19 protein-coding genes are annotated in these 21,263 nt (G+C 64.3%); 9 read left to right on the top strand and 10 right to left on the bottom strand.

Annotated elements, in window-relative coordinates; translation table 11 throughout:
* Nucleotides 1-33: 33 nt before the first annotated feature.
* Nucleotides 34-1,269: an exo-beta-N-acetylmuramidase NamZ family protein gene (locus AB6Q56_RS15545; RefSeq protein WP_434513984.1), complete on the bottom strand. Its 1,236-nt coding sequence runs from the start codon at nt 1,267-1,269 to the stop codon at nt 34-36.
* Nucleotides 1,266-1,820: a DOMON-like domain-containing protein gene (locus tag AB6Q56_RS15540; protein ID WP_434513983.1), complete on the bottom strand. Its 555-nt coding sequence runs from the start codon at nt 1,818-1,820 to the stop codon at nt 1,266-1,268. The genes AB6Q56_RS15545 and AB6Q56_RS15540 overlap by 4 nt, the downstream gene beginning before the upstream one ends.
* 178 nt (nt 1,821-1,998) lie before the next feature.
* Between AB6Q56_RS15540 and AB6Q56_RS15535 the strand changes: the two genes are divergently transcribed.
* The 5 genes from AB6Q56_RS15535 to AB6Q56_RS15515 are packed head-to-tail and all read left to right on the top strand — an operon-like array spanning nt 1,999 to nt 5,750.
* Nucleotides 1,999-3,363, top strand: a complete 1,365-nt coding sequence (locus AB6Q56_RS15535) for a TrpB-like pyridoxal phosphate-dependent enzyme (protein WP_434513982.1) — start codon at nt 1,999-2,001, stop codon at nt 3,361-3,363.
* A 4-nt stretch (nt 3,364-3,367) separates the two neighbouring features.
* Nucleotides 3,368-4,111, top strand: a complete 744-nt coding sequence (locus tag AB6Q56_RS15530; protein ID WP_434513981.1) for an SPOR domain-containing protein — start codon at nt 3,368-3,370, stop codon at nt 4,109-4,111.
* The gene (gene coaE, locus AB6Q56_RS15525; protein WP_434513980.1) at nt 4,108-4,731 is read left to right on the top strand and encodes a dephospho-CoA kinase; all 624 of its coding nucleotides are present in this window, start codon (nt 4,108-4,110) and stop codon (nt 4,729-4,731) included. Before AB6Q56_RS15530 ends, coaE begins: the two co-directional genes overlap by 4 nt.
* Before the next feature lie 60 nt (nt 4,732-4,791).
* On the top strand, nt 4,792-5,550 hold the full coding sequence (zapD, locus tag AB6Q56_RS15520; protein ID WP_434513979.1) for a cell division protein ZapD: 759 nt from the start codon (nt 4,792-4,794) through the stop codon (nt 5,548-5,550).
* Nucleotides 5,550-5,750 (top strand): DNA gyrase inhibitor YacG, encoded by a 201-nt coding sequence (locus AB6Q56_RS15515; RefSeq protein ID WP_434513978.1) that lies wholly within the window; start codon nt 5,550-5,552, stop codon nt 5,748-5,750. Before zapD ends, AB6Q56_RS15515 begins: the two co-directional genes overlap by 1 nt.
* A 46-nt stretch (nt 5,751-5,796) precedes the next feature.
* On the opposite strand, the gene AB6Q56_RS15510 is transcribed toward AB6Q56_RS15515, so the two are convergent.
* Complete coding sequence (locus AB6Q56_RS15510; RefSeq protein WP_434513977.1) at nt 5,797-6,741, bottom strand: Nudix family hydrolase; 945 nt, start codon at nt 6,739-6,741, stop codon at nt 5,797-5,799.
* A complete protein-coding gene (locus AB6Q56_RS15505; protein ID WP_434513976.1) occupies nt 6,738-7,628 on the bottom strand; it encodes an ATP-binding protein in 891 nt (296 codons plus the stop codon). The genes AB6Q56_RS15510 and AB6Q56_RS15505 overlap by 4 nt, the downstream gene beginning before the upstream one ends.
* Nucleotides 7,629-7,674: 46 nt before the next feature.
* On the opposite strand from AB6Q56_RS15505, the gene mltA reads away from it, so the two are divergent.
* Nucleotides 7,675-8,889 (top strand): murein transglycosylase A, encoded by a 1,215-nt coding sequence (gene mltA, locus AB6Q56_RS15500; RefSeq protein WP_434513975.1) that lies wholly within the window; start codon nt 7,675-7,677, stop codon nt 8,887-8,889.
* 158 nt (nt 8,890-9,047) lie between these two features.
* Nucleotides 9,048-10,250 carry an ammonium transporter gene (locus AB6Q56_RS15495; RefSeq protein ID WP_434513974.1) on the top strand — a complete coding sequence of 401 codons (1,203 nt, stop codon included), beginning with the start codon at nt 9,048-9,050 and terminating at the stop codon, nt 10,248-10,250.
* 356 nt (nt 10,251-10,606) lie between these two features.
* Here the strand turns inward: AB6Q56_RS15495 and AB6Q56_RS15490 are convergent, their stop codons facing one another.
* The 6 genes from AB6Q56_RS15490 to aspA all read right to left on the bottom strand — a co-directional run bounded on the left by AB6Q56_RS15490 (nt 10,607) and on the right by aspA (nt 18,714).
* Nucleotides 10,607-11,566: a LysR family transcriptional regulator gene (locus AB6Q56_RS15490; protein ID WP_434513973.1), complete on the bottom strand. Its 960-nt coding sequence runs from the start codon at nt 11,564-11,566 to the stop codon at nt 10,607-10,609.
* Nucleotides 11,567-11,859: 293 nt separating this feature from the next.
* Nucleotides 11,860-13,191, bottom strand: coding sequence for a sigma-54-dependent transcriptional regulator (locus AB6Q56_RS15485; protein ID WP_434513972.1), 1,332 nt, complete (start codon nt 13,189-13,191; stop codon nt 11,860-11,862).
* Nucleotides 13,188-15,038, bottom strand: a complete 1,851-nt coding sequence (locus AB6Q56_RS15480; protein ID WP_434513971.1) for a sensor histidine kinase — start codon at nt 15,036-15,038, stop codon at nt 13,188-13,190. The genes AB6Q56_RS15485 and AB6Q56_RS15480 overlap by 4 nt, the downstream gene beginning before the upstream one ends.
* 39 nt (nt 15,039-15,077) lie before the next feature.
* Nucleotides 15,078-15,833, bottom strand: a complete 756-nt coding sequence (locus tag AB6Q56_RS15475) for a sulfite exporter TauE/SafE family protein (protein ID WP_434513970.1) — start codon at nt 15,831-15,833, stop codon at nt 15,078-15,080.
* Nucleotides 15,834-15,946: 113 nt separating this feature from the next.
* Nucleotides 15,947-17,248, bottom strand: a complete 1,302-nt coding sequence (locus tag AB6Q56_RS15470) for a dicarboxylate/amino acid:cation symporter (protein ID WP_434513969.1) — start codon at nt 17,246-17,248, stop codon at nt 15,947-15,949.
* Nucleotides 17,249-17,289: 41 nt separating this feature from the next.
* Nucleotides 17,290-18,714: an aspartate ammonia-lyase gene (gene aspA, locus AB6Q56_RS15465; protein ID WP_434513968.1), complete on the bottom strand. Its 1,425-nt coding sequence runs from the start codon at nt 18,712-18,714 to the stop codon at nt 17,290-17,292.
* Between the two features lie 864 nt (nt 18,715-19,578).
* Between aspA and AB6Q56_RS15460 the strand changes: the two genes are divergently transcribed.
* Together AB6Q56_RS15460 and AB6Q56_RS15455 are read left to right on the top strand one after the other, a co-directional pair.
* Complete coding sequence (locus AB6Q56_RS15460) at nt 19,579-20,787, top strand: MFS transporter (protein WP_434513967.1); 1,209 nt, start codon at nt 19,579-19,581, stop codon at nt 20,785-20,787.
* Nucleotides 20,788-20,799: 12 nt separating this feature from the next.
* Entirely contained in the window at nt 20,800-21,261 is a 462-nt protein-coding gene (locus AB6Q56_RS15455) for a single-stranded DNA-binding protein (RefSeq protein WP_434513966.1), read from the top strand.
* The last annotated feature ends 2 nt before the right edge of the window (nt 21,262-21,263 follow it).

The following is a 21,263-nucleotide window of genomic DNA, read 5'->3' as shown; positions in this document are numbered from 1 at the left end:
ATGTCATATTAGCAACAATTGATGGCTTGGTCGCTAGCGTGATGGGAGGTCCGGGCCATAGCGCAGATGGGCGTTGCGTACCAAGCACCAATGTGCCTCGTCGGCCACGGCCAGTCGTTCGAGATCGTCCGGGCCAGTCGCCGTGTCGTCGACCCACTCGCGCAGCAGTGGCGAACCATTGATCAGGTCGATGGCCAGGCGGTCGAACTCGTATTCGTAGCCGAAGTCGCGCCACAGCGGGTAATCCGGATAGCGTCGGCGGATGGCCTTGAAGGCGAGCGCCTGGATGCGCCATGGCTTGAAGGCGGTATGGTCGTAGTAGGGGCCTTCGCAGTGAATCTGCACGCCATGGTTGAGCTGGCCGGCATGCTTGTGGAAGGTCGGCTCGAACCAGATTTCGCGCAATTTGCAGCCGGCGAGCCAGTGCGGCGCGAGCGCCTGCATGTCGGCGATGAGCGTGTGGGCGTCGATGTCCGGCGCGCCGAAAATTTCCAGCGGCCGGGTCGTGCCACGGCCTTCGCTCAGGGTCGTGCCTTCGAGCATTACGGTGCCGGCGTAGGCGCGTGCCATCCACAGATTGGGGGCGTTGGGGCTGGGGTTGATCCAGGTGCGTTCGCCGAGCGGCCAGCCGTGACCGGGCGCGGCGTCCGGCTGCCAGCCCCGCATCTCGATGACGCGGTAATCCACGTCCAGGCCCAGTTCCGCGATGAACCAGTCGCCCAGTTCGCCCATCGTCAGGCCGTGGCGCATCGGCATCGGTCCTGCGCCGACGAAGCTTTCCCAGCCGGCGCGCAGGCTCAGGCCCTCGACCGGCCGACCGGCCGGGTTGGGGCGGTCGAGCACCCAGACGCTCTTGCCGTGCTCGGCAGCCGCCTCGAGTACGTAGCGCAGTGTGGTGATGAAGGTGTAGATGCGGCAGCCGAGATCCTGCAGGTCGACCAGCAGCACGTCGAAGGCGTCCATCATGGCGGCGGTGGGCCGGCGCACCTCGCCGTACAGGCTGAAAATCGGGATGCCGAATTGCGGATCGACGTAATCGGGCGATTCGACCATGTTGTCCTGCTTGTCGCCCTTGATGCCGTGCTGTGGGCCGAAAGCGGCGCAGAGTTGCAGGTCGGGCAGCGCCGCCAGGGCGTCCAGGCTGTGCGTCAGGTCGGCGGTGACGGACGCCGGGTGGGCGAGCAGGGCGATGCGGCGGCCGGCCAGCGGACGGCGGAGTTCGGGTTCGGCAAGCAGGCGGTCGATGCCGAATTGAATGGCGTGGGTCATGATGCGTTGCGGTTCAAGGTGAGCGTGAAGCTGGCGAGCGGGTGAAAGTCGGGGCGGTCGGCCGTGTGCGCGAGCGCCCACCAGGATTTTTGGCCATCGACCGATTCGAGGACGACCGTGAGGCCGATCCGCCAGGTGTCGGTGACCGGGAGCAGGGCGGCGGGCAGCGTGGCGCGCAGCGTCAGGCCTTGGGCGTCCGCCTGGCAGGCGATCAGCGGGCCGGTGGCGGGGATCGGGGTGGTGATCCGCTGCCGGTAGTCGCTGAAGTCATAGACGGCCCAGGCACCCGAAGGCGAGAAGTTGAATTCGCGATAGGCCAAGCCGCCTACTGCGGCGACAAAGGCTTCGCAGCAGGTGTGCTGCCAGAGTTCGTCGGTGAAGACGGGGGCCGCCGGGGGTGGCAGCAGCAAGCTGCCGGCCGGCGCGTCGATGCGGTAATCGAGTGTCAGCCCCCCGTCGGCGGCCAGATGGGCCGCTGCCCGTACCGGACCCGGCTGGGTGGTGGCGACGGCGGGATGGGGTGAAAGATCGAGCAAGGGGACGGTTGTCATGCGCAGGGGAAACGGTGGGCAGGCCACACTTTACCGCAGTCGCCGGCAAGCGCTGCGCTCTGCCGGGAAACCGGCGCGGGGGCGCGGCCGCCAACATGCCGTCGGCTTGGGATTGGCGCCCTTTTGGAGTAATTTAGCGCTTTTCTAAAAATATCGAATAGCAGGGAGAGAGACCAGCATGACGCCGCTTCGCATCAATCTTGATCAGGACGACATTCCTACCCATTGGTACAACGTTGTCGCCGACATGACCAATCCGCCAGCGCCGCCCCTCGGTCCGGATGGCAACCCGGTTCCGCCGGAAGTGATGGGGGCGATCTTTCCCGATCCCATCCTCGAACAGGAAATGAGCGCCGAACGCTGGATTCCGATCCCCGAGGATGTTCGCCAGATCTATGCCCAGTGGCGCCCGGCGCCGCTTTGTCGCGCCCTGCGCCTGGAGCAGATGCTCGGCACCCCGGCCAAGATTTTCTTCAAATACGAAGGTGTCTCGCCGGCCGGCTCGCACAAGCCGAACTCCGCCGTGCCGCAGGCCTATTTCAACAAGCTGGCCGGCACCAAGAGGCTGACCACCGAAACCGGCGCCGGCCAGTGGGGCTCGTCGATCGCCTATGCCGGCCAGATGTTCGGCCTGCCGGTGCGGGTTTACATGGTCAAGGTCAGCTACGGCCAGAAGCCCTTCCGCCGCTCGATGATGCAGACCTGGGGCGCCGAGGTCTTCGCCAGCCCGACCGACCTGACCAACGCCGGGCGCGCCGCGCTGGCCGCCGATCCGGATTGCCAGGGTTCGCTCGGTCTGGCCATTTCGGAAGCGGTCGAGGAAGCCGCGGCCGATCCGAATACCTGCTACACGCTCGGCTCGGTGCTCAACCACGTGCTGCTGCACCAGACGGTGATCGGCCTCGAAGCCAAGAAGCAGTTCGACAAGATCGGCCTCTACCCGGACGTGATTTTCGGGCCGTGCGGCGGTGGCTCCAGCTTCGGCGGCATCGCCTTCCCGTTCCTGGCCGACAAGGCCGCCGGCGACAAGCGCGCCGCCAACCTGCGCTGCGTCGCCGTCGAGCCGACCTCCTGCCCGACGCTGACCAAGGGCGCCTACACTTATGACTACGGCGATGCCTCGGGCTACACGCCGATCATGAAGATGTACACCCTCGGCCACGACTTCATGCCGCCTGGCATCCACGCCGGCGGCTTGCGCTACCACGGCGATTCGCCGCTGGTGTCGCAACTCTTCCACGAAAAACTGCTCGAAGCGGTGGCCGTGCCGCAGGTGGCGACCTTCGAGGCCGGCGTTCAGTTCGCCCGCGCCGAAGGCATCATTCCGGCGCCGGAATCCTGCCATGCGATCCGTGCCGCCATCGACGAAGCCCTGCGCTGCAAAGCCACAGGCGAGGCGAAGACCATTCTCTTCTGCCTGACCGGCCACGGCCATTTCGACATGGCTTCCTACGACAAGTATTTCTCTGGCCAGCTGGAGGACTACGAATATCCGCAGGAAGCCATCGCCGAGTCGCTGAAGCACCTGCCGAAGGTGGGCTGATTCCGTGAAAGTTCTGGTTTTCCTGCTCGTTCTCGGCAATCTGCTGTTCTACGCCTTCACCGCCGGCTACCTCGGCCATGCGGACAACCCGGATGCCGGCCGGGTCGAGCAGCAGATCGTGCCGGATCGCCTGCGCATTGTTTCGCGTGGCGAAGCGCCCGCTGTTCAGCCTCTGGCCAAGCCCGACTCGGCGCCCGCTCCCGAGGGTGAGTCTGCCAAGCCGGAGGCAACGCCGGAAGTCGACAACAAGGCGGAAACGCCCAAGGAAGAGGCGCCGGAGAAGCCGGATACGCCGGTCTGCCTGGCCTGGCGGCAACTGACCCCGGCCGAAGGCGACAAGGTGGCGGCGATGATGGGCAAGCGTTTTGCCGAATTCAAGCTGAGCCGCAAGGCGACGGCGGCCGAGGGCAACGGCTGGTGGGTCTACATTCCGTCGCTGCCGGGCAAGGCCGAGGCCGACAAGAAAGCCGGGGAATTGCGCGACCTGGGGGTCTCCGACTTTTTCATCGTACAGGACGGCCCCAGTCGGCATGCCATTTCGCTCGGTATCTTCAGTGCCGAGAAAGGGGCTGCCGACCGGCTGGCGGAGCTGAAGGCCAAGGGCGTCCGCTCGGCGGTTTTCGGGCCGCGTCCGAGCAAGGAAACCGTCGTCACCCTGCAGGTGCGCGGGCCAGTCGGCCAGAAGGCGGCAGTCATCGCCGCAGTGGCCGATGCCGTGCAGAAAACCGACGCACTGGCCTGCAAGTGAGTCGCTACATCGTCGGCCTGACGGGCGGGATCGGCAGCGGCAAGAGCACCGTGGCCGACCTGTTCGTTGCGCACGGTGCGCAGCTGGTCGATACCGATGCCATCGCGCATGAACTGACGGCCCCCAACGGCGCCGCGATGCCGGCGTTGATCGCCGAATTCGGAGCGGATATTGCCGGCAGCACGGGGGCGCTCGACCGCGCGGCGATGCGGCGGCACGTTTTTTCCGATCCTTCGGCTCGGGGGCGGCTCGAGGCGGTGCTGCATCCGCTGATCCGAACGCTGTCGGCGGCGCGTTGCCAAGCCGCGAGCTCACCGTACGTCATTCTGGCTGTTCCGCTACTTGTCGAGTCGGGCAACTACCGCGAGCGTTGCGACCGGGTCGTTGTCGTCGACTGCCCCGAGAGCCTCCAGGTGGAACGGGTCATGGCGCGCAATGGCATGGCGCGCGAGGAGGTGTTGGCGATCATGGCGGCGCAGGCGACGCGTGCGCAACGGCTGGCGGCGGCGGATGATGTGGTGGTGAACGACGAGGGGCGCGACAGGATTGTTCGGCAAGTAGCCGAGCTGCATCAAAAATATCTCTTACTTTCCGCCGAAAAAGTTAAAGCTGGCTGTTGAGATTTGAGTGCAAATGGCTCAGAATAAACAAAATTTTCCGTCTTTCGGGCCGTCTTTCGCGTGATCACCTACGAATATCCCTTCAACGAGCGCATCCGCACCCTGCTGCGTCTTGAGGATTTGTTCGAGAAAGCCGCGTATTTCACGCAGGAAGAAGGTGCTTTGGAGCACCATGCGGCCTTGGTTTCGCTGTTCGAGATTCTCGAAGTCGCCGGCCGCGCCGACCTGAAGATGGACCTGATTCAGGAACTCGAGCGCCAGCGCCAGACGCTGCTCGCCTTCCGCAACAACCCCGATATTTCCGAAGAGGCCCTGTCCGGAGCGCTCTACGAAATCGAGCAGTCGTCGGCGGCCTTGCTTGGTATGCACGGCAAGATCGGCCAGTACCTGCGCGAGAACGACTGGCTGATGAGCATCAAGAGCCGCGCCGTGATTCCCGGCGGAGTCTGCGAATTCGACCTGCCGTCCTATCACTGGTGGCTGCACCGCCCGCTGGATACGCGTCGCGATGCGCTCGAAGCCTGGACCAGGCCGATGCTTCCCTTGCGCGACGCGGCGGCTATCGTGCTGCGCCTGTTGCGTTCCAGCGGCCGTCCGAAGAACTACACCGCGGCGCTCGGTCAGTTTCAGCTCAATCTGGGGGGCTCGGCGGCGCAGATGGTGCGCGTTTCCGTCGCTGCCGACGAGCAGGCGATTCCCGAAGTCAGTGCCAACAAGTATTTCCTGAATATCCGCTTCACCAAGCCGCCGGCCGGCGAAATCAAGGCCCGGGGCTGTGAGCGCGATGTCGCTTTCGACCTCACCTTCTGCAATCTCTGATGGCTGCGCGCAAGGTCCGCTGTCCGCAATGCGGTGAGGATGCGCTGTGGGCGCCCGAGAATCCGTGGCGGCCGTTCTGTTCCGAACGTTGCAAGCAGATCGATCTTGGCTGCTGGGCCAGCGACTCCTATCGCATCGAGAGCAAGGCCGGAGACGACGGCCTGCCCGACCTCGATCTTCCGGATACGCCGCTTCGCTGATTTGCCGCGTAGCCCACAGCGGGCCGGCGCAGCCCGTTTCTCAAGCTTACCATCCACGCATCAAGGCAATGCCGTGCGCGCCGTTGTCTTGTGCCTTTGGCAGCATTTCCGGGCGCATGCCGCCCAGGGCGAAGACCGGCAGGGTGTTGCCTGCCAGCAAGCGGCCGAACTCCGCCCAGCCGATGCCGTCGGCATCGGGGTGGGTCGGCGTCGGCAGGACCGGTCCGAGCAGGGCGTAGTCGAGGCCGAGTTCGCCGGCGCGGGCGATTTCCTCGGCCGTGTGGCAGGAGGCGCCGACCCAGGCAAAATCAGGGCGTTCGCTTAATCCGGCGAGACGGGCGGCCGAGAGGTGTAGCCCGTCGGCGCCGACGCGACGTGCGATGTCCTCGTCGTCGTTGATGACGACCAAGGCGCCATGGCTGCGTACCAGGCGGCTCACGGCTTCGGCGAACCACAGGCGTTGCGCCGTGGGCCAACCCTTGTCGCGGACCTGGACCAGGCGCAGGCCGCCGAGCAGGGCTTCTTCCAGGCGTTCGAGCTGGCGTTCCGTGCCCTCGATTTCGGCCATCGTGATAGCCATCGTCGTCGGCAGGGAAAGGGCTTTCAGGATCGGGTCGTTGGCTGGCAGGATGGGGGCGACGCTGGCCGGCCGACCGACGGGCAGCCAGTCGACAGCCGAATGCTCGAGCGGCGCCGTGATGCCAATCTCGCCGTCCCAGGCCGTGACGCGCCAGAAGTTGAGGCGGACGGTGGCGTGCGGATAGGTGAAGACCCGGGTCAGCCACGGCGAGCAGGCGGTCACGGTGATGCCCAGTTCTTCCTGCAGCTCGCGGATCAGCGCCTGACGCACCGTTTCGCCCGGCTCGACCTTGCCGCCGGGGAATTCCCAGTAGCCGGCGTAGACTTTGCCCTCCGGGCGCTGCGCCAGCAGGAATTCGCGGCCATCGGCGCGCAGCATGACGGCGGCGGCGACTTCGACGACGGGGCTCACTTGTTTTTCTTCCGTGCGGGTTTCTGGCGGCCGGCAAGATCCTTGGCGAATTGCCAGGCGACACGGCCCGAGCGCGAACCCCGAGCGAGCGCCCAGTTCAGCGCCTCGCGCTCGCTGGCCGCGATCACTTCCGGGGAAACGCCCAGTTCGCCTGCCCAGTGCTTGAAGACGGCGAGGTAGTCATCCTGGCTGAATGGGTAGAAGGAGATCCACAGGCCGAAGCGATCGGATAGGGAGACCTTCTCCTCGGTCGTGTCGCCGGGGCGGATTTCGTCGTTGACGGTATGCGTTTCGAGGTTTTCCGAAAAATACTCGGGCATCAGGTGGCGCCGGTTCGAGGTGGCGTAGATGAGCACGTTGTCCGGCGGCGCGGCGATGGAGCCGTCGAGAACCGACTTCAAGGCCTTGTACGAGGTTTCACCGGCCTCGAACGACAGGTCGTCGCAGAAGATGATGAATTTCTCCGGCCGGCCTTCGAGCAGGTCGAGAATGTCGGAGAGGTCGATCAGGTCTTCCTTGTCCACCTCGATCAGGCGAAGTCCTCGGTGTGAAAATTCGTTGAGCACGGCCTTGACCAGCGACGATTTGCCCGAGCCGCGCGAGCCGGTGAGCAGGACATTGTTGGCGCTGCGGCCGGCGACGAATTGACGGGTATTGGCGACGATGCGCTCTTTCTGGTCGTCGATCGTTTCCAGGTCATTCAGGCGGATCGGGTGCGGGTGGCGGACCGCATGCAGCCAGCCGCGATGCTGGCTCTTGCGCCAGCGGAAGGCGACGGCAGAGGCCCAGTCCGGAGCGGCCGGCGGCTGCGGGAGGGTGGCTTCGAGGCGGCCGAGCACGGCCTCGGCGCGGGCGAGCAGGCGTTCCAGATTCGGGGATTCGGTCATGGTGGCGGGTATACTTCGCGGCAAACCGAGAACTCTAGCTAAACCCATGAGAAAAATCCAAACTGCCGCCACTTTAATTTTGGCGCTCCTGGCCGCCTGCTCGACGACTCCGCCGACGCCGGCGCCGCTCGTCTGTCCGCCATGCCCGACCTGCGCCGCCTGTCCGGCTGTTGTGCCGCCTCCGCCGGTTGTCACGCCGACGCCGTTCGCCCGCACACTGACGGCTGCCGCCTGGAGCGATTTGCCGGGCTGGACGGAGGACGATGTCGGTGCGGCCTGGGCGCCGTTCCTGCAGAGCTGCCGTGGGGTGGCGAGCAAGCCGAACGGACCCGGCTGGAAACGTGTCTGCGATCTGGCACGGTCGGCCGATGGCAAGCCGGGTTTTCAGCCCCGCCGTTTCTTCGAGCAACATCTCAAACCCTACGCCGTTTCCAATGGCGATGGAGCCAACGGCCTGGTCACGGGCTACTACGAGCCGCTGCTGCGCGGTAGCCGCAACCGGGTCAAGGGATACGAACAGCCGGTTCGCGGTGTTCCCGACGACTTGCTCACCGTCGATCTCTCGGCCGTCTTCCCCGAGCTGAAGGACAAGCGGGTGCGTGGCCGCCTGGAGGGCAACAAGGTCGTGCCCTACTGGTCGCGTGCCGAAATCTCGGCCAGGGGGGACAAGGTACCGGGCAAAATCTTGCTCTACGTCGACGACGCGGTGGAACTCTTCTTCCTGCAGGTGCAGGGTTCGGGTCGGGTCCAGCTGGCCGACGGCGGCATGGTGCGTTTGAACTACGCCGACCAGAACGGGCATCCCTACCAGTCGATCGGCAAGACGCTGGTCGAGCGTGGCGAACTGAAGCTGGAAGAGGCGTCGATGCAGGGCATCCAGGCTTGGGCGCGGGCCAATCCGGCGCGTCTGGAGGGTTTGCTCAACGCCAACCCCAGCTATGTCTTCTTCCGCGAGGTGCCGAACAGCAACGATGGGCCGATCGGTGCTTTGGGCGTGCCCTTGACCGCCGAACGCAGCATTGCCATCGATCCGCGTTCCATTGCCCTCGGTTCGCCGGTTTTTCTGGCAACCACCCGACCGAATACGACGCAGCCGATGAATCGTCTGGTCATGGCGCAGGATACCGGCGGCGCCATCAAGGGCGCGGTGCGCGCCGATTTTTTCTGGGGATTCGGCAAGGAGGCCGGCGAACAAGCCGGCCGCATGAAGCAGAGCGGTCGCATGTGGGTGCTCTTGCCTGCTGAGCTTGCTCCGAAATGAGGCGCGGGCGCACCGATAACGAGCGGGGCGCCTGATATCTGCACCATTGTGGTGCTAATTGACCGTGAATGACTTTGGCAACGCACTGATTTGCAACATTTTTTGCGCACTGGAATGGTGCTTGCTTTTCCGTTTGCCATCTTTGCATTGGGGGTTCCATGGAAGCATATCAATCCGGTAGTAACGTGTTGTTTATCCTGCTCGGCGCCATCATGGTGCTGGCCATGCACGCGGGATTCGCCTTTCTCGAGGTGGGAACGGTGCGCAAGAAGAATCAGGTGAACGCGTTGGTCAAGATCCTGAGCGACTTCGGCGTGTCGACCATTGCCTACTTTTTCATCGGCTACAGCATCGCCTACGGCGTCAATTTCTTCTCCGGCGTCGAAACCCTGATGGAAAAGAACGGTTTCGAACTGACCAAGTTCTTCTTCCTGCTGACCTTCGCTGCCGCAATTCCCGCCATCATCTCCGGCGGCATCGCCGAGCGCGCCAAGTTCCACCCGCAGCTGATCGCCACCTTCATGCTGGTCGGCTTCGTCTATCCGTTCTTCGAAGGAATCGCCTGGAACCAGGCCTTCGGTGTGCAAGCCTGGCTGAAGGCGACCTTCGGCGAAGAGTTTCACGATTTCGCGGGTTCGGTGGTCGTGCATGCCATGGGGGGCTGGATCGCCCTGCCGGCCGTGCTCCTGCTCGGTGCGCGCTACGGCCGTTACAGCAAGGATGGCCGCATCTCGGCGCACCCGCCGTCCTCTATTCCCTTCCTGGCGCTTGGTGCCTGGATCCTGACCGTAGGCTGGTTCGGCTTCAATGTGATGAGCGCGCAGACGCTGGACAAGATTTCCGGCCTGGTCGCCCTGAATTCGCTGATGGCCATGGTGGGTGGCACGCTGGTCGCCTTGCTGGTGGGCAAGAACGACCCGGGCTTCCTGCATAACGGCCCGCTCGCTGGCCTGGTCGCCGTGTGCGCCGGCTCCGACCTGATGCACCCGATTGGGGCGCTGGTTGTTGGCGGCGTGGCCGGTGGTTTGTTCGTGGTCATGTTTACCCTGACACAGAACCGCTGGAAGATCGACGACGTTCTCGGCGTCTGGCCCTTGCATGGCCTTTGCGGCGCCTGGGGCGGCATCGCAGCCGGTATCTTCGGCACCAAGGCTTTCGGTGGTGCCGGCGGCATCGCCTTCATGCCGCAACTGATCATGACTGTCTTGGCCATCGTCGTTGCCCTGGTCGGTGGCGCCATCGTCTATGGCACTCTGAAGACTGTGCTCGGTCTGCGCCTGGATCAGGAGGAGGAATATCAGGGGGCCGACCTCAGCATACACAAGATCACGGCGACGCCGGAACGTGAACCGAACTGGTAAGTTGATTTGATTGGGAACAATAAAGTCTGTCGGGCGAGAATAAAGATTATCGGACAGTAGATGTATGAGGCCCGGCGCATGCCGGGCTTCGTCTTTTCTGGTCTTCTACAGTTCGGCCAGGCCGCTTGAGGCTCCTGTTGCGTAACGCAAGCAATGCATCGGGTTGCTGCCGGTGGCTGCGAATGTTGGAGGGCTATCTAGGTAGGTGGAGAACAGGGCAAACATAACCACCCGATAGTGGATCAGTTAAATGAGTACCGCGAACGTCCGGATTAGTCGATGTGCTGACTTCTGCGCTAGTTCAACCCAACGTCAGCAAGTGGCCGATAGCAGCAATCTCCCCCCTCTCGAAAGTGTTAACGCTCAATAAGGGCGGCCTCTTTTGCTGCAATCAACCGGGCTTCCCGCCAGCTTCCGTCATTGCAGTGTTGCCCGACCAGTGTTTGCGCCAGCCGGGCGACGGCGAGGGTGGCGGTGGAGGCGGGGATTTGGCGGGAGGCGCAGAGCATGACACGGCGGGTCAGGCTTTCCGGGGCGATGGGCACGGCGCGCAGTTCGCCGCGTTCCAGTTCGCGTTGCAGCGGCATCGGCGGCAGCAGGGTGTGGCCGAGGCCGGCGAGGAGGCTGGTGCGCAGGATGCTGATCGAGCTGATGTCGGCCACCACGTTGGGGGCGGCGAGGCCGGCTTGGTTGGCTGCGGTTTCGACGATGGGGCGGACGCCGTGGGGCGATGCGGGCAGTATCAGGGGCAAGCGCAGCGCGTCGCGCAGGCTGATTGGGCCGCGCGGTGCATCGGGGGCTTCAGCGGGTGAAATGAGCAGCAATGATTCTTCGAGTAGCGGCTGGCAGCGGAATTCGTCGAGCTGGCCGTCATCGAAGAGAACCGCCAGATGGATCAGCCCGGTGCGCAGCTGCGGGATCAGGTTGCCGGTCAGTTCCTCGGTCAGTTCCAGCTCGACGCGGGGCAGGGCGGTGCGCACGGCTTTGAGCAGCGGCAGGGCGAGCGCCTGTGAGACGCTGTGCGGGATGCCGAAGATGACCTTGCCGATGGTTTCGCCCTCGGCCTGAGTGATGCTGTTCCGGGCATCTTCGACCTGGCGCAGGATGGAGAGGGCATGTGGGTGAAAGGCTCTCCCAGCCGCTGTCAGTTCCACGCCGCGCGGCAGGCGGTGAAAGAGTGCCTGGCCGAGTTCATCTTCCAGTTGCGCCAACTGGTGGCTAAGCGCCGATTGTGCGACGTGGACCGCGCCGGCGGCCTTGGAAAAACTGCCTTGTTCGGCAATGGCGAGAAAGTAGCGGAGTTGGCGCAGTTCCATGGCAGAGCAAAGGGATGCTGAATTGCCAGTCTATCGTTTTTCGAGATGGTAGTATCGAAATTCTGAATTTTTCAGATGGCAATGGATGCGATCTAATAGCAACAACTGATCTGCACCGACGCTTTCGGCCACGAGCCGGGATGCTGTGGCCGAACCCGGCTCCGGTTGGTCCGGACAGGCGCTTCTTACCGGAAGTGCTGCCCCGGCAGGGGGGGAACAAGGGCAGGCCGGCATTGCTGGCCTGCCCTTTGCCTTTCGGGGGGGGGCGCCATGCTTCATGGAGTTAGCGCTTCTTAGTCGCCTTGAAGGCCGTACTTGCGAATCTTGTCGTGCAGCGTCGTTTTGGCGATGGCCAGGGCTTCGGCGGTACGTGCCAGGCTGCCGTGGCGGCGCAAGGCATCGGCGATCAGCGCGCGTTCGAAGGCTTCGACGGTCTCGGCCAGCGGACGCGGGGCGTCGCCGGCGGGTTGGCCGAAGGGTGGCGAGCCGGCTTCGATGCCGAGCACGCAGCGGTCGGCGACGTTGCGCAGTTCGCGCACGTTGCCCGGCCAGTGGTAGCCGACCAACTGCTGGGTGCGGCCGGCCGAGATGGGCGGTACCGGGCGCTCGTGACGGGCGGCGGCCTGTAGCAGGAAGTGTTCGAAGAGCAGCGGGATATCCTCGCGCCGCTCGCGTAGCGGTGGCAGCGGCAAGGTGGCTACCGACAGCCGGTAATAGAGGTCGGCGCGGAATTTTCCTTGCTCGGACAACACCGGAAGGTCTTCCTTGGTTGCCGCGATGATGCGGCAGTCGATGGGGATGGGCGTGTTCGAACCGAGCCGTTCCAGTGTGCGCTCCTGCAGCACGCGCAGCAGCTTGATCTGCATCGGCACCGGCATGGTTTCGATTTCGTCGAGAAAGAGTGTGCCGCCACTGGCGTATTCGATCTTGCCGATGCGCCGCTTGCCGGCGCCGGTGTAGGCGCCCGCCTCGTGGCCGAAGATTTCGCTTTCGAACAGGGTTTCCGGCAGGCCGCCGCAGTTGATGGCGACGAAATTTCCGCGAGCGCGCGGGCTGGCATCGTGCAGGCAGCGCGCGACCAGTTCCTTGCCGGTGCCGGTTTCGCCGTGGATTAGCACGTCGGCCGCACTGCTCGCCAGGGCGCCGATCAGGCCGCGCACACGGGCCATGCCGGCTGAATTGCCGATCAGGCGGGCGTCGAGCAGGTCGCGCTGGTCGAGCTGGCGGCGTAGTTGACGGACCTCCAGCACCAGTCGTCGTTTTTCCAGCGCGCGGCGGGCGATGTCGACCAATTGCTCGGGAGCGAAGGGTTTCTGCAGGAAGTCGTAGGCGCCATCCTTCATCGCCTGCACCGCCATCGAGACGTCGCCGTGGCCGGTGATCAGCACGACCGGCAGTTCCGGATCGATTGCGTGCAACTCGCGCTGCAGGCTCATGCCGTCCTGGCCGGGCAGGCGGATGTCGCTGATCACGATGCCAGCGAAGTCGGCGCTCAGGCGTCGGCGCGCCAGTTCGGCGCTGCCAGCGCATTCGGCAGCCAGCCCTTCGAGTTGCAGGGCCTGCTCGCAGCCGAGCGCGACGTCGGGGTCGTCTTCGATGATCAGGATTTTCAGGTCGTCGGTCATGGCGCGGGGGCGAGCGGGAGTTCGAGGGTGAAGACGGCACCGCCGTCGGGATGGTTGACGCCGTGCAGGCTGCCGCCGAAGTCGCGGACGATGCCGGCCGAGATGGCCAGGCCCAGTCCGAGACCGTCGCCGGCCGGCTTGGTGGTGAAGAAAGGCTCGAACAGGTGGGAAAGCGCTTCTTCGCTGAGGCCGGGGCCGTGATCGCGAACATGCAGGCGGACTTTCCCGTCGGCGCACTCCCAGGCGAGTTCGAGCTGCGGCTGTGGTTGGTCGGCCATGGCATCGAGGGCGTTGCCGATCAGGTTGATCAACACTTGCTCCAGGCGGTTGGCGTCACACAGGGCAACCGGCTCGTCGACCGGGCAGCTGCGCGTGATCTCGACACCTGCCCGGCGGATGCGGGTATCGAGCAGGGCCAGCGCGTTGTCGAGGGCGTGGCAGAGCGGAACCGGTGCCGATTGGCCGCTCGATTTGCGGGCGAAATTGCGCAGCTGGCCGGTGATGCGCCCCATGCGGTCTACCAGGTCGGCGATGCGGCCGAGGTTGGTGCGTGTGGTGTCGGCATCGCCGCGCTCCAGAAAGCGCTCGGCATTGGCCGACAGGGTGCGCAGAGCGGCCAGCGGCTGGTTCAATTCGTGAGCGATGCCGGTTGATAACTGGCCGATGACCGCCAGCTTGCCGGCCTGCACCAGTTCGTCCTGCGCGGCGCGCAGCGTGCGCTCGGCGCGAATGCGCTCGCCGACTTCGTCCTGCAGTTGCTGGTTGGCGGCCGAGAGGTCGGCGGTACGTTCCTCGACCTTGCGCTCCAGCTCGTCGTGTGCCTGCTGCAGGGCCTCGCGGGCAGCCAGGCGGTCGCGCAGGTGGCGGCGCCGTTCATTGAGGATGATGCCGAGGAGGCACAGACAGGCGGCGGCAATGGCGGCCAGCGCAGCACGGCTCTGGGCGAGGCTGTCGGCTTGTTCGAGATGGGATAGCACAGTCAGCGTCCACGGTGTGCCGGGCAGGGTGCGCGACTGTTCGAGGAAGCGGCCGGTAACCGGGTACACCGACACCGTTTCCCGGCCGCTGGCGGCGATGCGTACCAGTCGGGCGCCGTGGTCGTAGTCCTCGATGGCCTTGATGCCGAGCGCCTGTAGGGCGCGCCGGTTGTACTGCTGGGTGTGGTCGAAGGCGGCTCGTGTGCCGTCGTCGAGCGGGCGCAGGGTGGTGAATTTCCAGTTGGCGACCGCCGACAGGATGACCACACCGTTCTCGTCGGCAACCAGCACGGGGGCCTCGACCGTCGTCCACGATTTTTCGAGTTGTTCGAGACTGACCTTGATGACCGCCACCCCGAGTGTGCCATGGTCGTCGGTCAGTGCCGAGGCGAGGTAGTAGCCGGGTTCGCCGCGCGTCGTCCCGATGCCAAAAAATCGGCCGTTGCCGCTCTCCAGGGCTTCGCGGAAATAAGGACGGAAGGACAGGTCTTCGCCGAGGAAACTGTCCGGGCGTCGCCAGTTGCTGGTAGCCAATACCTTGCCCTGGGTGTCCATGACATAGATGGCCAGTGTGCCGGTGCGTTCGTTGAGCTTCTCGAGATAGTTGTTGACCCGGGCGCTCGCCTGTTCGCCGCCCTTGCCGGCCAGCAAATCGAGCACTTCCGGCGTCAGGCTCAGGGTGCCGGGCAGGTAGGCGTATTTGCCGATTTCGCGCTCCAGGCTGGTGGCGTAGAGATCGAGCCGGTGCAGGCCGGTCGCCTGCAGGTCGGCGATGCCCAGACGCTGCGCGATCCGGTAGGCCGAAAAGCCGCTCAGGGCGACCAGCAGCAGGCAGAGCAGCAATAGCGGCAGGGAACGGACTCGGAGCATCGATGGGCGGGCCGGGAGGGACGGTCTATGTTACCGCGCTCAGCCGAGGAGATCGGCCAGTTGCTTGGCGATGAGCACGACGACAACGCCGAGGAAGGCCTTGCGGATGAAACCGGCGCCATGCTTGATCGCCAGGTGGGTGCCCATCCACGAGCCGGCCAGGTTGCAGACGGCCATGACCAGCCCGACCTGCCACAGGATTGGGCCGTGGCTGGCGAAGAAGGCGATGGCCGAGAGATTGGTGGCGAAGTTGATGACCTTGGCGCTGGCCGAGCCCTGCACGAAGTCCATGCCGAACAGGCGGACGAAGCCGAAGATCAGGAAGCTGCCGGTGCCCGGGCCGAAGAAGCCGTCGTAGAGGCCGATGATGCCGCCGAACAGGGCGCCTTTCCAGCGGTCGCGGCCGTCGATGACGCGCGTCACCTGCTGGCCGAGATCCTTCTTCATGAAGGTATAGAGCGCGACGGCGATCATCATGACGACAACCAGCGGGCGCATGGTTTCGCGCGGCAGCCAGGCGACCAGCGCGGCGCCGCCCCAGGCGCCGAGCAGGGCAGCAACGGTGGCCGGCAGGACGACGAGCCACGGGATGCGTACGCTGCGGGCGTAGCGCCACAGGGCGGCACCGGTGCCGGCGATGCTCGATACCTTGTTGGTACCGAACAGTACGGGGATGGCCGTCTGCGGGAACTGCGAGAGCAGCACGGGAATCTGGATCAGGCCGCCGCCGCCGACCACGGCATCGACCATGCCGGCGAAAAAGGCAGCGGGAGCGAGGATGGTCCAGTCGATCATGGGTGAATTATGGTGTGTTCAGGACGTTTGCAGTAAAAAAGCCCGGCGCGGGCGCCGGGCAAGCAAGGGGATCAGCTCAGAGGGATGGCCGATCCCGGAGGAGACAAAACGGATCAGGCGCCCTGGGTGACGGCGTCTTCCGGTACAGGCAGGGCCTCGTCGGCATCGGCCAGTTCGGCCGGCACCGGGTCGATGGCACCTTCCCATTTGGCGACGGCGGCGGTGGCGATGGCGTTGCCCAGCACATTGGTCACGGTGCGGCCCATGTCGAGGAAGTGGTCGATGCCGAGGATCAGCAGCAGGCCGGCTTCCGGCAGGCCGAACATGGGCAGTACGGCGGCGACGACGACCAGCGAGGAGCGCGGCACGCCGGCGATACCCTTGGAGGAGACCATCAGCACCAGCAGCATGGTGATCTGGGCGGTCAGCGACATCGGGATGTCGTAGGCCTGGGCGATGAACAGGGCCAGGAAGGTGGTGTACATCATCGAACCGTCGAGGTTGAACGAGTAACCGAGCGGCAGCACGAAGCCGGTGACGCGGTTCTTGATGCCGAATTTTTCCAGCTGTTCCATCAGCTTCGGATAGACCGATTCGCTGCTGGCGGTCGAGAAGCCGACCAGCATCGGGCCGCGTACCAGGTTAAGCAGGCGGAAGATATCCTTGCCGAGAACGATGTAGCCGGCTGTGATGAGCACGGCCCACAGCACGGCGAGGGCGATGTAGAAGCTAAGCATGAACTTGCCGAAGACAGCCAGCATGCCCAGGCCCTGGGTGGTGATGGCACCGGCGACCGCGCCGAAGACGCCGAACGGGGCGAAGCGCATGACGTAGTCGGTGACCTTCAGCATGACGTGCACCACTTCATCCATGGTGTTGACCAGCGAGCGGGCGGTCTGGTTGTGCAGGTGGCCGAGGGCCAGGCCGAAGAACACGGCAAACACGAGGATCTGCAGGATTTCGTTGCCCGACATGGCTTCCATGATGCTCTTGGGGAAGACGTGGGTGATGAAGTCCTTGAGGTTCAGCGCGCTGGTCTTGAGGTTCAAGCCGGCGGCGCTTTCCGGCAGCGGCACGGCGAGCGCGGCGCCCGGCTGCAGCAGGTTGGCGAACAACAGGCCGATGAACAGCGAGCAGAAAGAGGCGACGATGAACCAGCCCAGCGCCTTGGCGCCGATGCGGCCGACTGTCTTCGAGTCGCCCATGTTGGCCAGCCCGGCGACCAGGGTGGCGAAGACCAGCGGAGCAATGATCATCTTGATCATGCGCAGGAAGATGTCGGTCAGGATGCCGAAGTAGCCGGCAATTTCCTTGGCGGCCGCCGGCGATGGCGCCAGGGTGTTGCAGGCGTAGCCGACGGCGACGCCGAGGACCATGGCGATGCCGATCCAGGTGGTCAGGCGATTCATTTTCATGGAGTTGTCTTCCTTCTCTCGAATGGATTGCTTTTGGGTAATCAGTGGGCCTTGGCGGCCGGAATGTGCTGCGGGCGGGTCAGGACTTCTGGTCGCAGGACCTCGGTCAGCTGTTCGACGCTCATCAGCCCGCGCTCGGTGACCACCTCGGCGACACCACGGCCGCTGCGGAAGGCCTCGGCGGCGACTTCGGTGGCGTTGGCGTAGCCGATGTAGGGATTCAGGGCGGTGACGATGCCGATGGAGCGCTCGACCGATTCGCGAAGCAGGTCGCGGTTGGCGGTGATGCCATTGACGCAGTGGTCGGCGAGTACCTTGCAGCCATTGGTCAGGTGCAGCACGCTTTTGAACAGGCTGTGGGCGATGATCGGCTCGAAGGCGTTGAGCTGGAGCTGGCCGGCTTCGGCGGCGAAGGTGACGGTGGCGTCGTTGCCGATGACCTCGAAGGCAATCTGGTTCATGACTTCCGGGATGACTGGATTGACCTTGCCCGGCATGATCGATGAACCGGCCTGGCGCGGCGGCAGGTTGATCTCGTTGAAGCCGGCGCGCGGGCCGGAGGAGAGCAGTCGCAGGTCGTTGCACACCTTGGACAGTTTGACGGCGACGCGCTTCAAGACGCCGGACAGCTGCACGAAGCTGCCGCAGTCCTGGGTCGCTTCGATCAGGTTGGGTGCGGTGACGACCGGGATGCCGCTGATTTCGGCCAGCTTGCGGCAGACCAGCGGGGCGTAGTCGGGGTGGGCGTTGATGCCAGTGCCGATGGCGGTGGCACCGAGGTTTATTTCGCGGATGAGTAGCGCGGCTTCCTTCAGGCGCTCCTCGTCCTCGCCGAGCATCACGGCGTAGGTCGAGAATTCCTGGCCGAGGGTCATCGGCACGGCATCCTGCAACTGGGTGCGGCCCATCTTCAGCACGTCGGCGAATTCGTCGGCCTTGCGCTCGAAGGCCTTGCGCAGATAAGCCATGGCCTCGACCAGGCGGAAGATGCCGACATAGGTTGCCAGCTTGAGCGCCGTCGGATAGACGTCGTTGGTCGACTGGCTCATGTTGACGTGTTCGTTCGGGTGCAGCGCCTTGTAGTCGCCGCGTTCCTTGCCGAGGATTTCGAGGGCACGGTTGGCGATCACCTCGTTGGCGTTCATGTTGGTCGAGGTGCCAGCACCGCCCTGGATGACATCGACGACAAACTGGTCGTGAAGCTTGCCGTCGATCACCTCGCGGCAGGCGGCGACGATGGCGTCGGCGCGTATGGCGTCGAGCAATCCCAGCTGCTGGTTGGCCTGGGCCGCGGCCTTCTTGATCTGGGCCAGGGCGCGGATCAGGTCGGGATAAACGGCAATCGAAATGCCGGTGATCGGGAAATTCTCCAAGGCGCGCAAGGTGTGCACGCCGTAGTAGGCGGTGCAGGGAACCTCGCGGTCGCCGAGCAGGTCGTGCTCGAGGCGGGGCGGTGTGGTGGGCATCGGTTGTCTCCTGTGTTTATTCATGGCCGTCAGCGTCGAGGCTGTGGGTGGGTTAATCCATTGCACGGGGCGTGCCAGGGGTTGTTTGTGCTGTAAGTGGCTGATTTTTTGTGATTGGCTGTTCTGGTGCGGGTGGAGTGGTATCGGAAAACCGAATTTCTCGGTGTTGGGGGTGTTCGGGTTTCCGAACGGGTGGCTTTTTTTAAGCGTTGTTTTCCGCCTTGAGGGCGGGCGTACTTTCTTTTGCTTCGCCAAAAGAAAGTAGCCAAAGAAAAGGCGACCCCAGCTTACGCGGTCGGCTTCGCCGACTTCCCTGTGCTACTCGCTACTGGCGAGGGCTGCGGAACTCGGCCCTACGGGCCTCAAACAGTCCTCGCCCTTTTTCCGCCAGTAGCTGCGTTGCTCGGCGCTTCAGATGGGGACCCGAAAGGCGTCACGCGACTGGGTGCCGTCGTCCGTTAAATGGCGCAGTGCGATGGTTCGGTGCAAATGCTCAAAGTCTTGTTTCCGTTCGATACCGGACGCTTTTTCGGGCCCCTTGGAAGGTGCCGAGCAACGCAGAAATGCCGGGAGCCTTCGGCTTGCCTTGTTTGAGCCGCAGGCGAGTTCAGGCAAGCCGCCCGGCGTTTCGAGTAGCGCAGGGAACCCGCGTAGCGGGCACCGACCCGGGGTCGCCTTTTCTTTGCTTACTTTCTTTTGGCGAAGCAAAAGAAAGTGAGACGCCCCGCAAGGGCGGAAAGCAACGCTTGAACAATGAAATAACCACGGTTTGCGCCAACAACAACCTCAGCGCGCCCCCCGTTACCCCATCCCCAAACCTGCTAAACTTCCCGCCCCGCTGCAATGCAACATAACCAAACCATAATGTCCCCCCCCTCCGATCGCATGAGCCCCGATGAGCGCCGCGCCGGTGCCTCGTTGGCCTCCATCTTCGCCCTGCGCATGCTCGGCCTGTTCCTGATCCTGCCGGTCTTTTCGGTTCATGCAAAAACACTTCCCGGGGGCGACAACCTGGCGCTGGTCGGCCTCGCCCTTGGCGCCTATGGCCTGACACAGGCTTTTTTCCAGATTCCCTATGGCATCGCTTCCGACATCTTCGGTCGCAAGCGGGTCATCGTCGTCGGCCTGCTTATCTTCGCGCTGGGCAGTTTTGTCGCCGCCTGGGCGCCGGACATGACCTGGATCATCGTCGGCCGCGTGTTGCAGGGCATGGGTGCCATCTCGGCCGCCGTCACCGCACTGGCTGCCGACCTGACGCGCGAGGAGCATCGCACCAAGGTGATGGCCATGATCGGCTCGTCGATCGGGCTCGTCTTTGCCCTGTCGCTGGTCGGCGCTCCCATCCTGTACGGATGGATCGGCATGGGCGGGCTGTTCGTGATGACCGGTGCGCTGGCGCTGGCGGCCATTGTCCTGCTGCTCAAGGCGGTGCCGCCGGCCCCGCCGCCGCACGGTCACGAGAAACTACCATTGCGGCGGGTGATTTTTGACGCCGACCTGCTGCGCCTGAATCTCGGCATCTTCACGCTGCATATGGTGCAGATGGCCATGTTCGTCGTTCTGCCGCACGCCCTGGTCAATCACGGTGGCTTGGCAGCGGCAGCGCACTGGAAGGTCTATCTGCCGGCAGTACTGGTGTCCTTTGTCATCATGGTGCCGGCGATCATCGCCGCCGAGCGCAAGGACAAGATGCGGCCGGTCTTCATCGCCGCGGTCGGCCTGCTGGTTGTCGTCCAGGCCGGGCTGTACCTGATGCACGAAAGCCTGTGGGCGCTGGCCTTGTGGCTTTTGTTGTTCTTCGTCGCCTTCAACGTGCTGGAAGCCACCTTGCCTTCCCTGGTCTCGCGCACCGCGCCGCCAGCCGCCAAGGGTGCGGCTCTGGGCGTGTACAACACGACGCAGGCGGTGGGGCTTTTCATCGGCGGCGCGCTGGGCGGAACTATTGCGCAGCATTTCGGCGATAATGCTGTTTTTGCCGCATGCACCGGATTGGTCCTGATCTGGCTGGTGGTGGCGAATACCATGAATTTCCCGCAGCGGCGCCAACCGGCCGATGCGGCACCCACTGTTTAGGAGATACAGGCAATGGCATCGGTTAATAAATGGATCGGCATCGGGAATCTGGGGCGCGATCCGGAAACGCGTTATACCGCCAGCGGCGAGGCAATCTGCAATTTCAGCATCGCCTGTACCGAAACCTGGAAGGACAAGCAGACCGGCGAGCGCAAGGAAATGACCGAGTGGGTGCGCATCTCGGCTTTCGGCAAGCTGGCCGAGATTTGCAGCCAGTACCTGAAGAAGGGCTCCCAAGTCTACGTCGAGGGCAGCCTGCGTACCCGCAAGTGGACAGACAAGGACGGCCAGGAGCGCTACACCACCGAAATCCGCTGCGACGACATGAAGATGCTCGGTTCGCGCCAGGGCATGGGCGCACCGGCAGGTGGCGGCGGTGGCGGCTACGACGAGCCGGCCGATTACGCCCCGGCGCCGCCGAAGAACAAGCCGAAGCCCTCGTTCGACGATCTGGGCGACGACATTCCGTTCTGACC

This window comes from Dechloromonas sp. ARDL1, assembly GCF_051122455.1.
Lineage (GTDB): Bacteria > Pseudomonadota > Gammaproteobacteria > Burkholderiales > Rhodocyclaceae > Azonexus.
The sequence above is the reverse complement of the archived record's forward strand: the minus strand, read 5'-3'. Positions and strand labels throughout refer to the sequence as shown.

Coding starts and splice junctions, on each gene's coding strand:
- AB6Q56_RS15545 (WP_434513984.1), bottom strand. CDS start 1,269: ATGACCCACGCCATTCAATTCGGCATCGACCGCCTGCTTGCCGAACCC.
- AB6Q56_RS15540 (WP_434513983.1), bottom strand. CDS start 1,820: ATGACAACCGTCCCCTTGCTCGATCTTTCACCCCATCCCGCCGTCGCC.
- AB6Q56_RS15535 (WP_434513982.1), top strand. CDS start 1,999: ATGACGCCGCTTCGCATCAATCTTGATCAGGACGACATTCCTACCCAT.
- AB6Q56_RS15515 (WP_434513978.1), top strand. CDS start 5,550: ATGGCTGCGCGCAAGGTCCGCTGTCCGCAATGCGGTGAGGATGCGCTG.
- AB6Q56_RS15505 (WP_434513976.1), bottom strand. CDS start 7,628: ATGACCGAATCCCCGAATCTGGAACGCCTGCTCGCCCGCGCCGAGGCC.
- mltA (WP_434513975.1), top strand. CDS start 7,675: ATGAGAAAAATCCAAACTGCCGCCACTTTAATTTTGGCGCTCCTGGCC.
- AB6Q56_RS15495 (WP_434513974.1), top strand. CDS start 9,048: ATGGAAGCATATCAATCCGGTAGTAACGTGTTGTTTATCCTGCTCGGC.
- AB6Q56_RS15490 (WP_434513973.1), bottom strand. CDS start 11,566: ATGGAACTGCGCCAACTCCGCTACTTTCTCGCCATTGCCGAACAAGGC.
- AB6Q56_RS15485 (WP_434513972.1), bottom strand. CDS start 13,191: ATGACCGACGACCTGAAAATCCTGATCATCGAAGACGACCCCGACGTC.
- AB6Q56_RS15480 (WP_434513971.1), bottom strand. CDS start 15,038: ATGCTCCGAGTCCGTTCCCTGCCGCTATTGCTGCTCTGCCTGCTGCTG.
- AB6Q56_RS15475 (WP_434513970.1), bottom strand. CDS start 15,833: ATGATCGACTGGACCATCCTCGCTCCCGCTGCCTTTTTCGCCGGCATG.
- AB6Q56_RS15470 (WP_434513969.1), bottom strand. CDS start 17,248: ATGAAAATGAATCGCCTGACCACCTGGATCGGCATCGCCATGGTCCTC.
- aspA (WP_434513968.1), bottom strand. CDS start 18,714: ATGCCCACCACACCGCCCCGCCTCGAGCACGACCTGCTCGGCGACCGC.
- AB6Q56_RS15460 (WP_434513967.1), top strand. CDS start 19,579: ATGTCCCCCCCCTCCGATCGCATGAGCCCCGATGAGCGCCGCGCCGGT.
- AB6Q56_RS15455 (WP_434513966.1), top strand. CDS start 20,800: ATGGCATCGGTTAATAAATGGATCGGCATCGGGAATCTGGGGCGCGAT.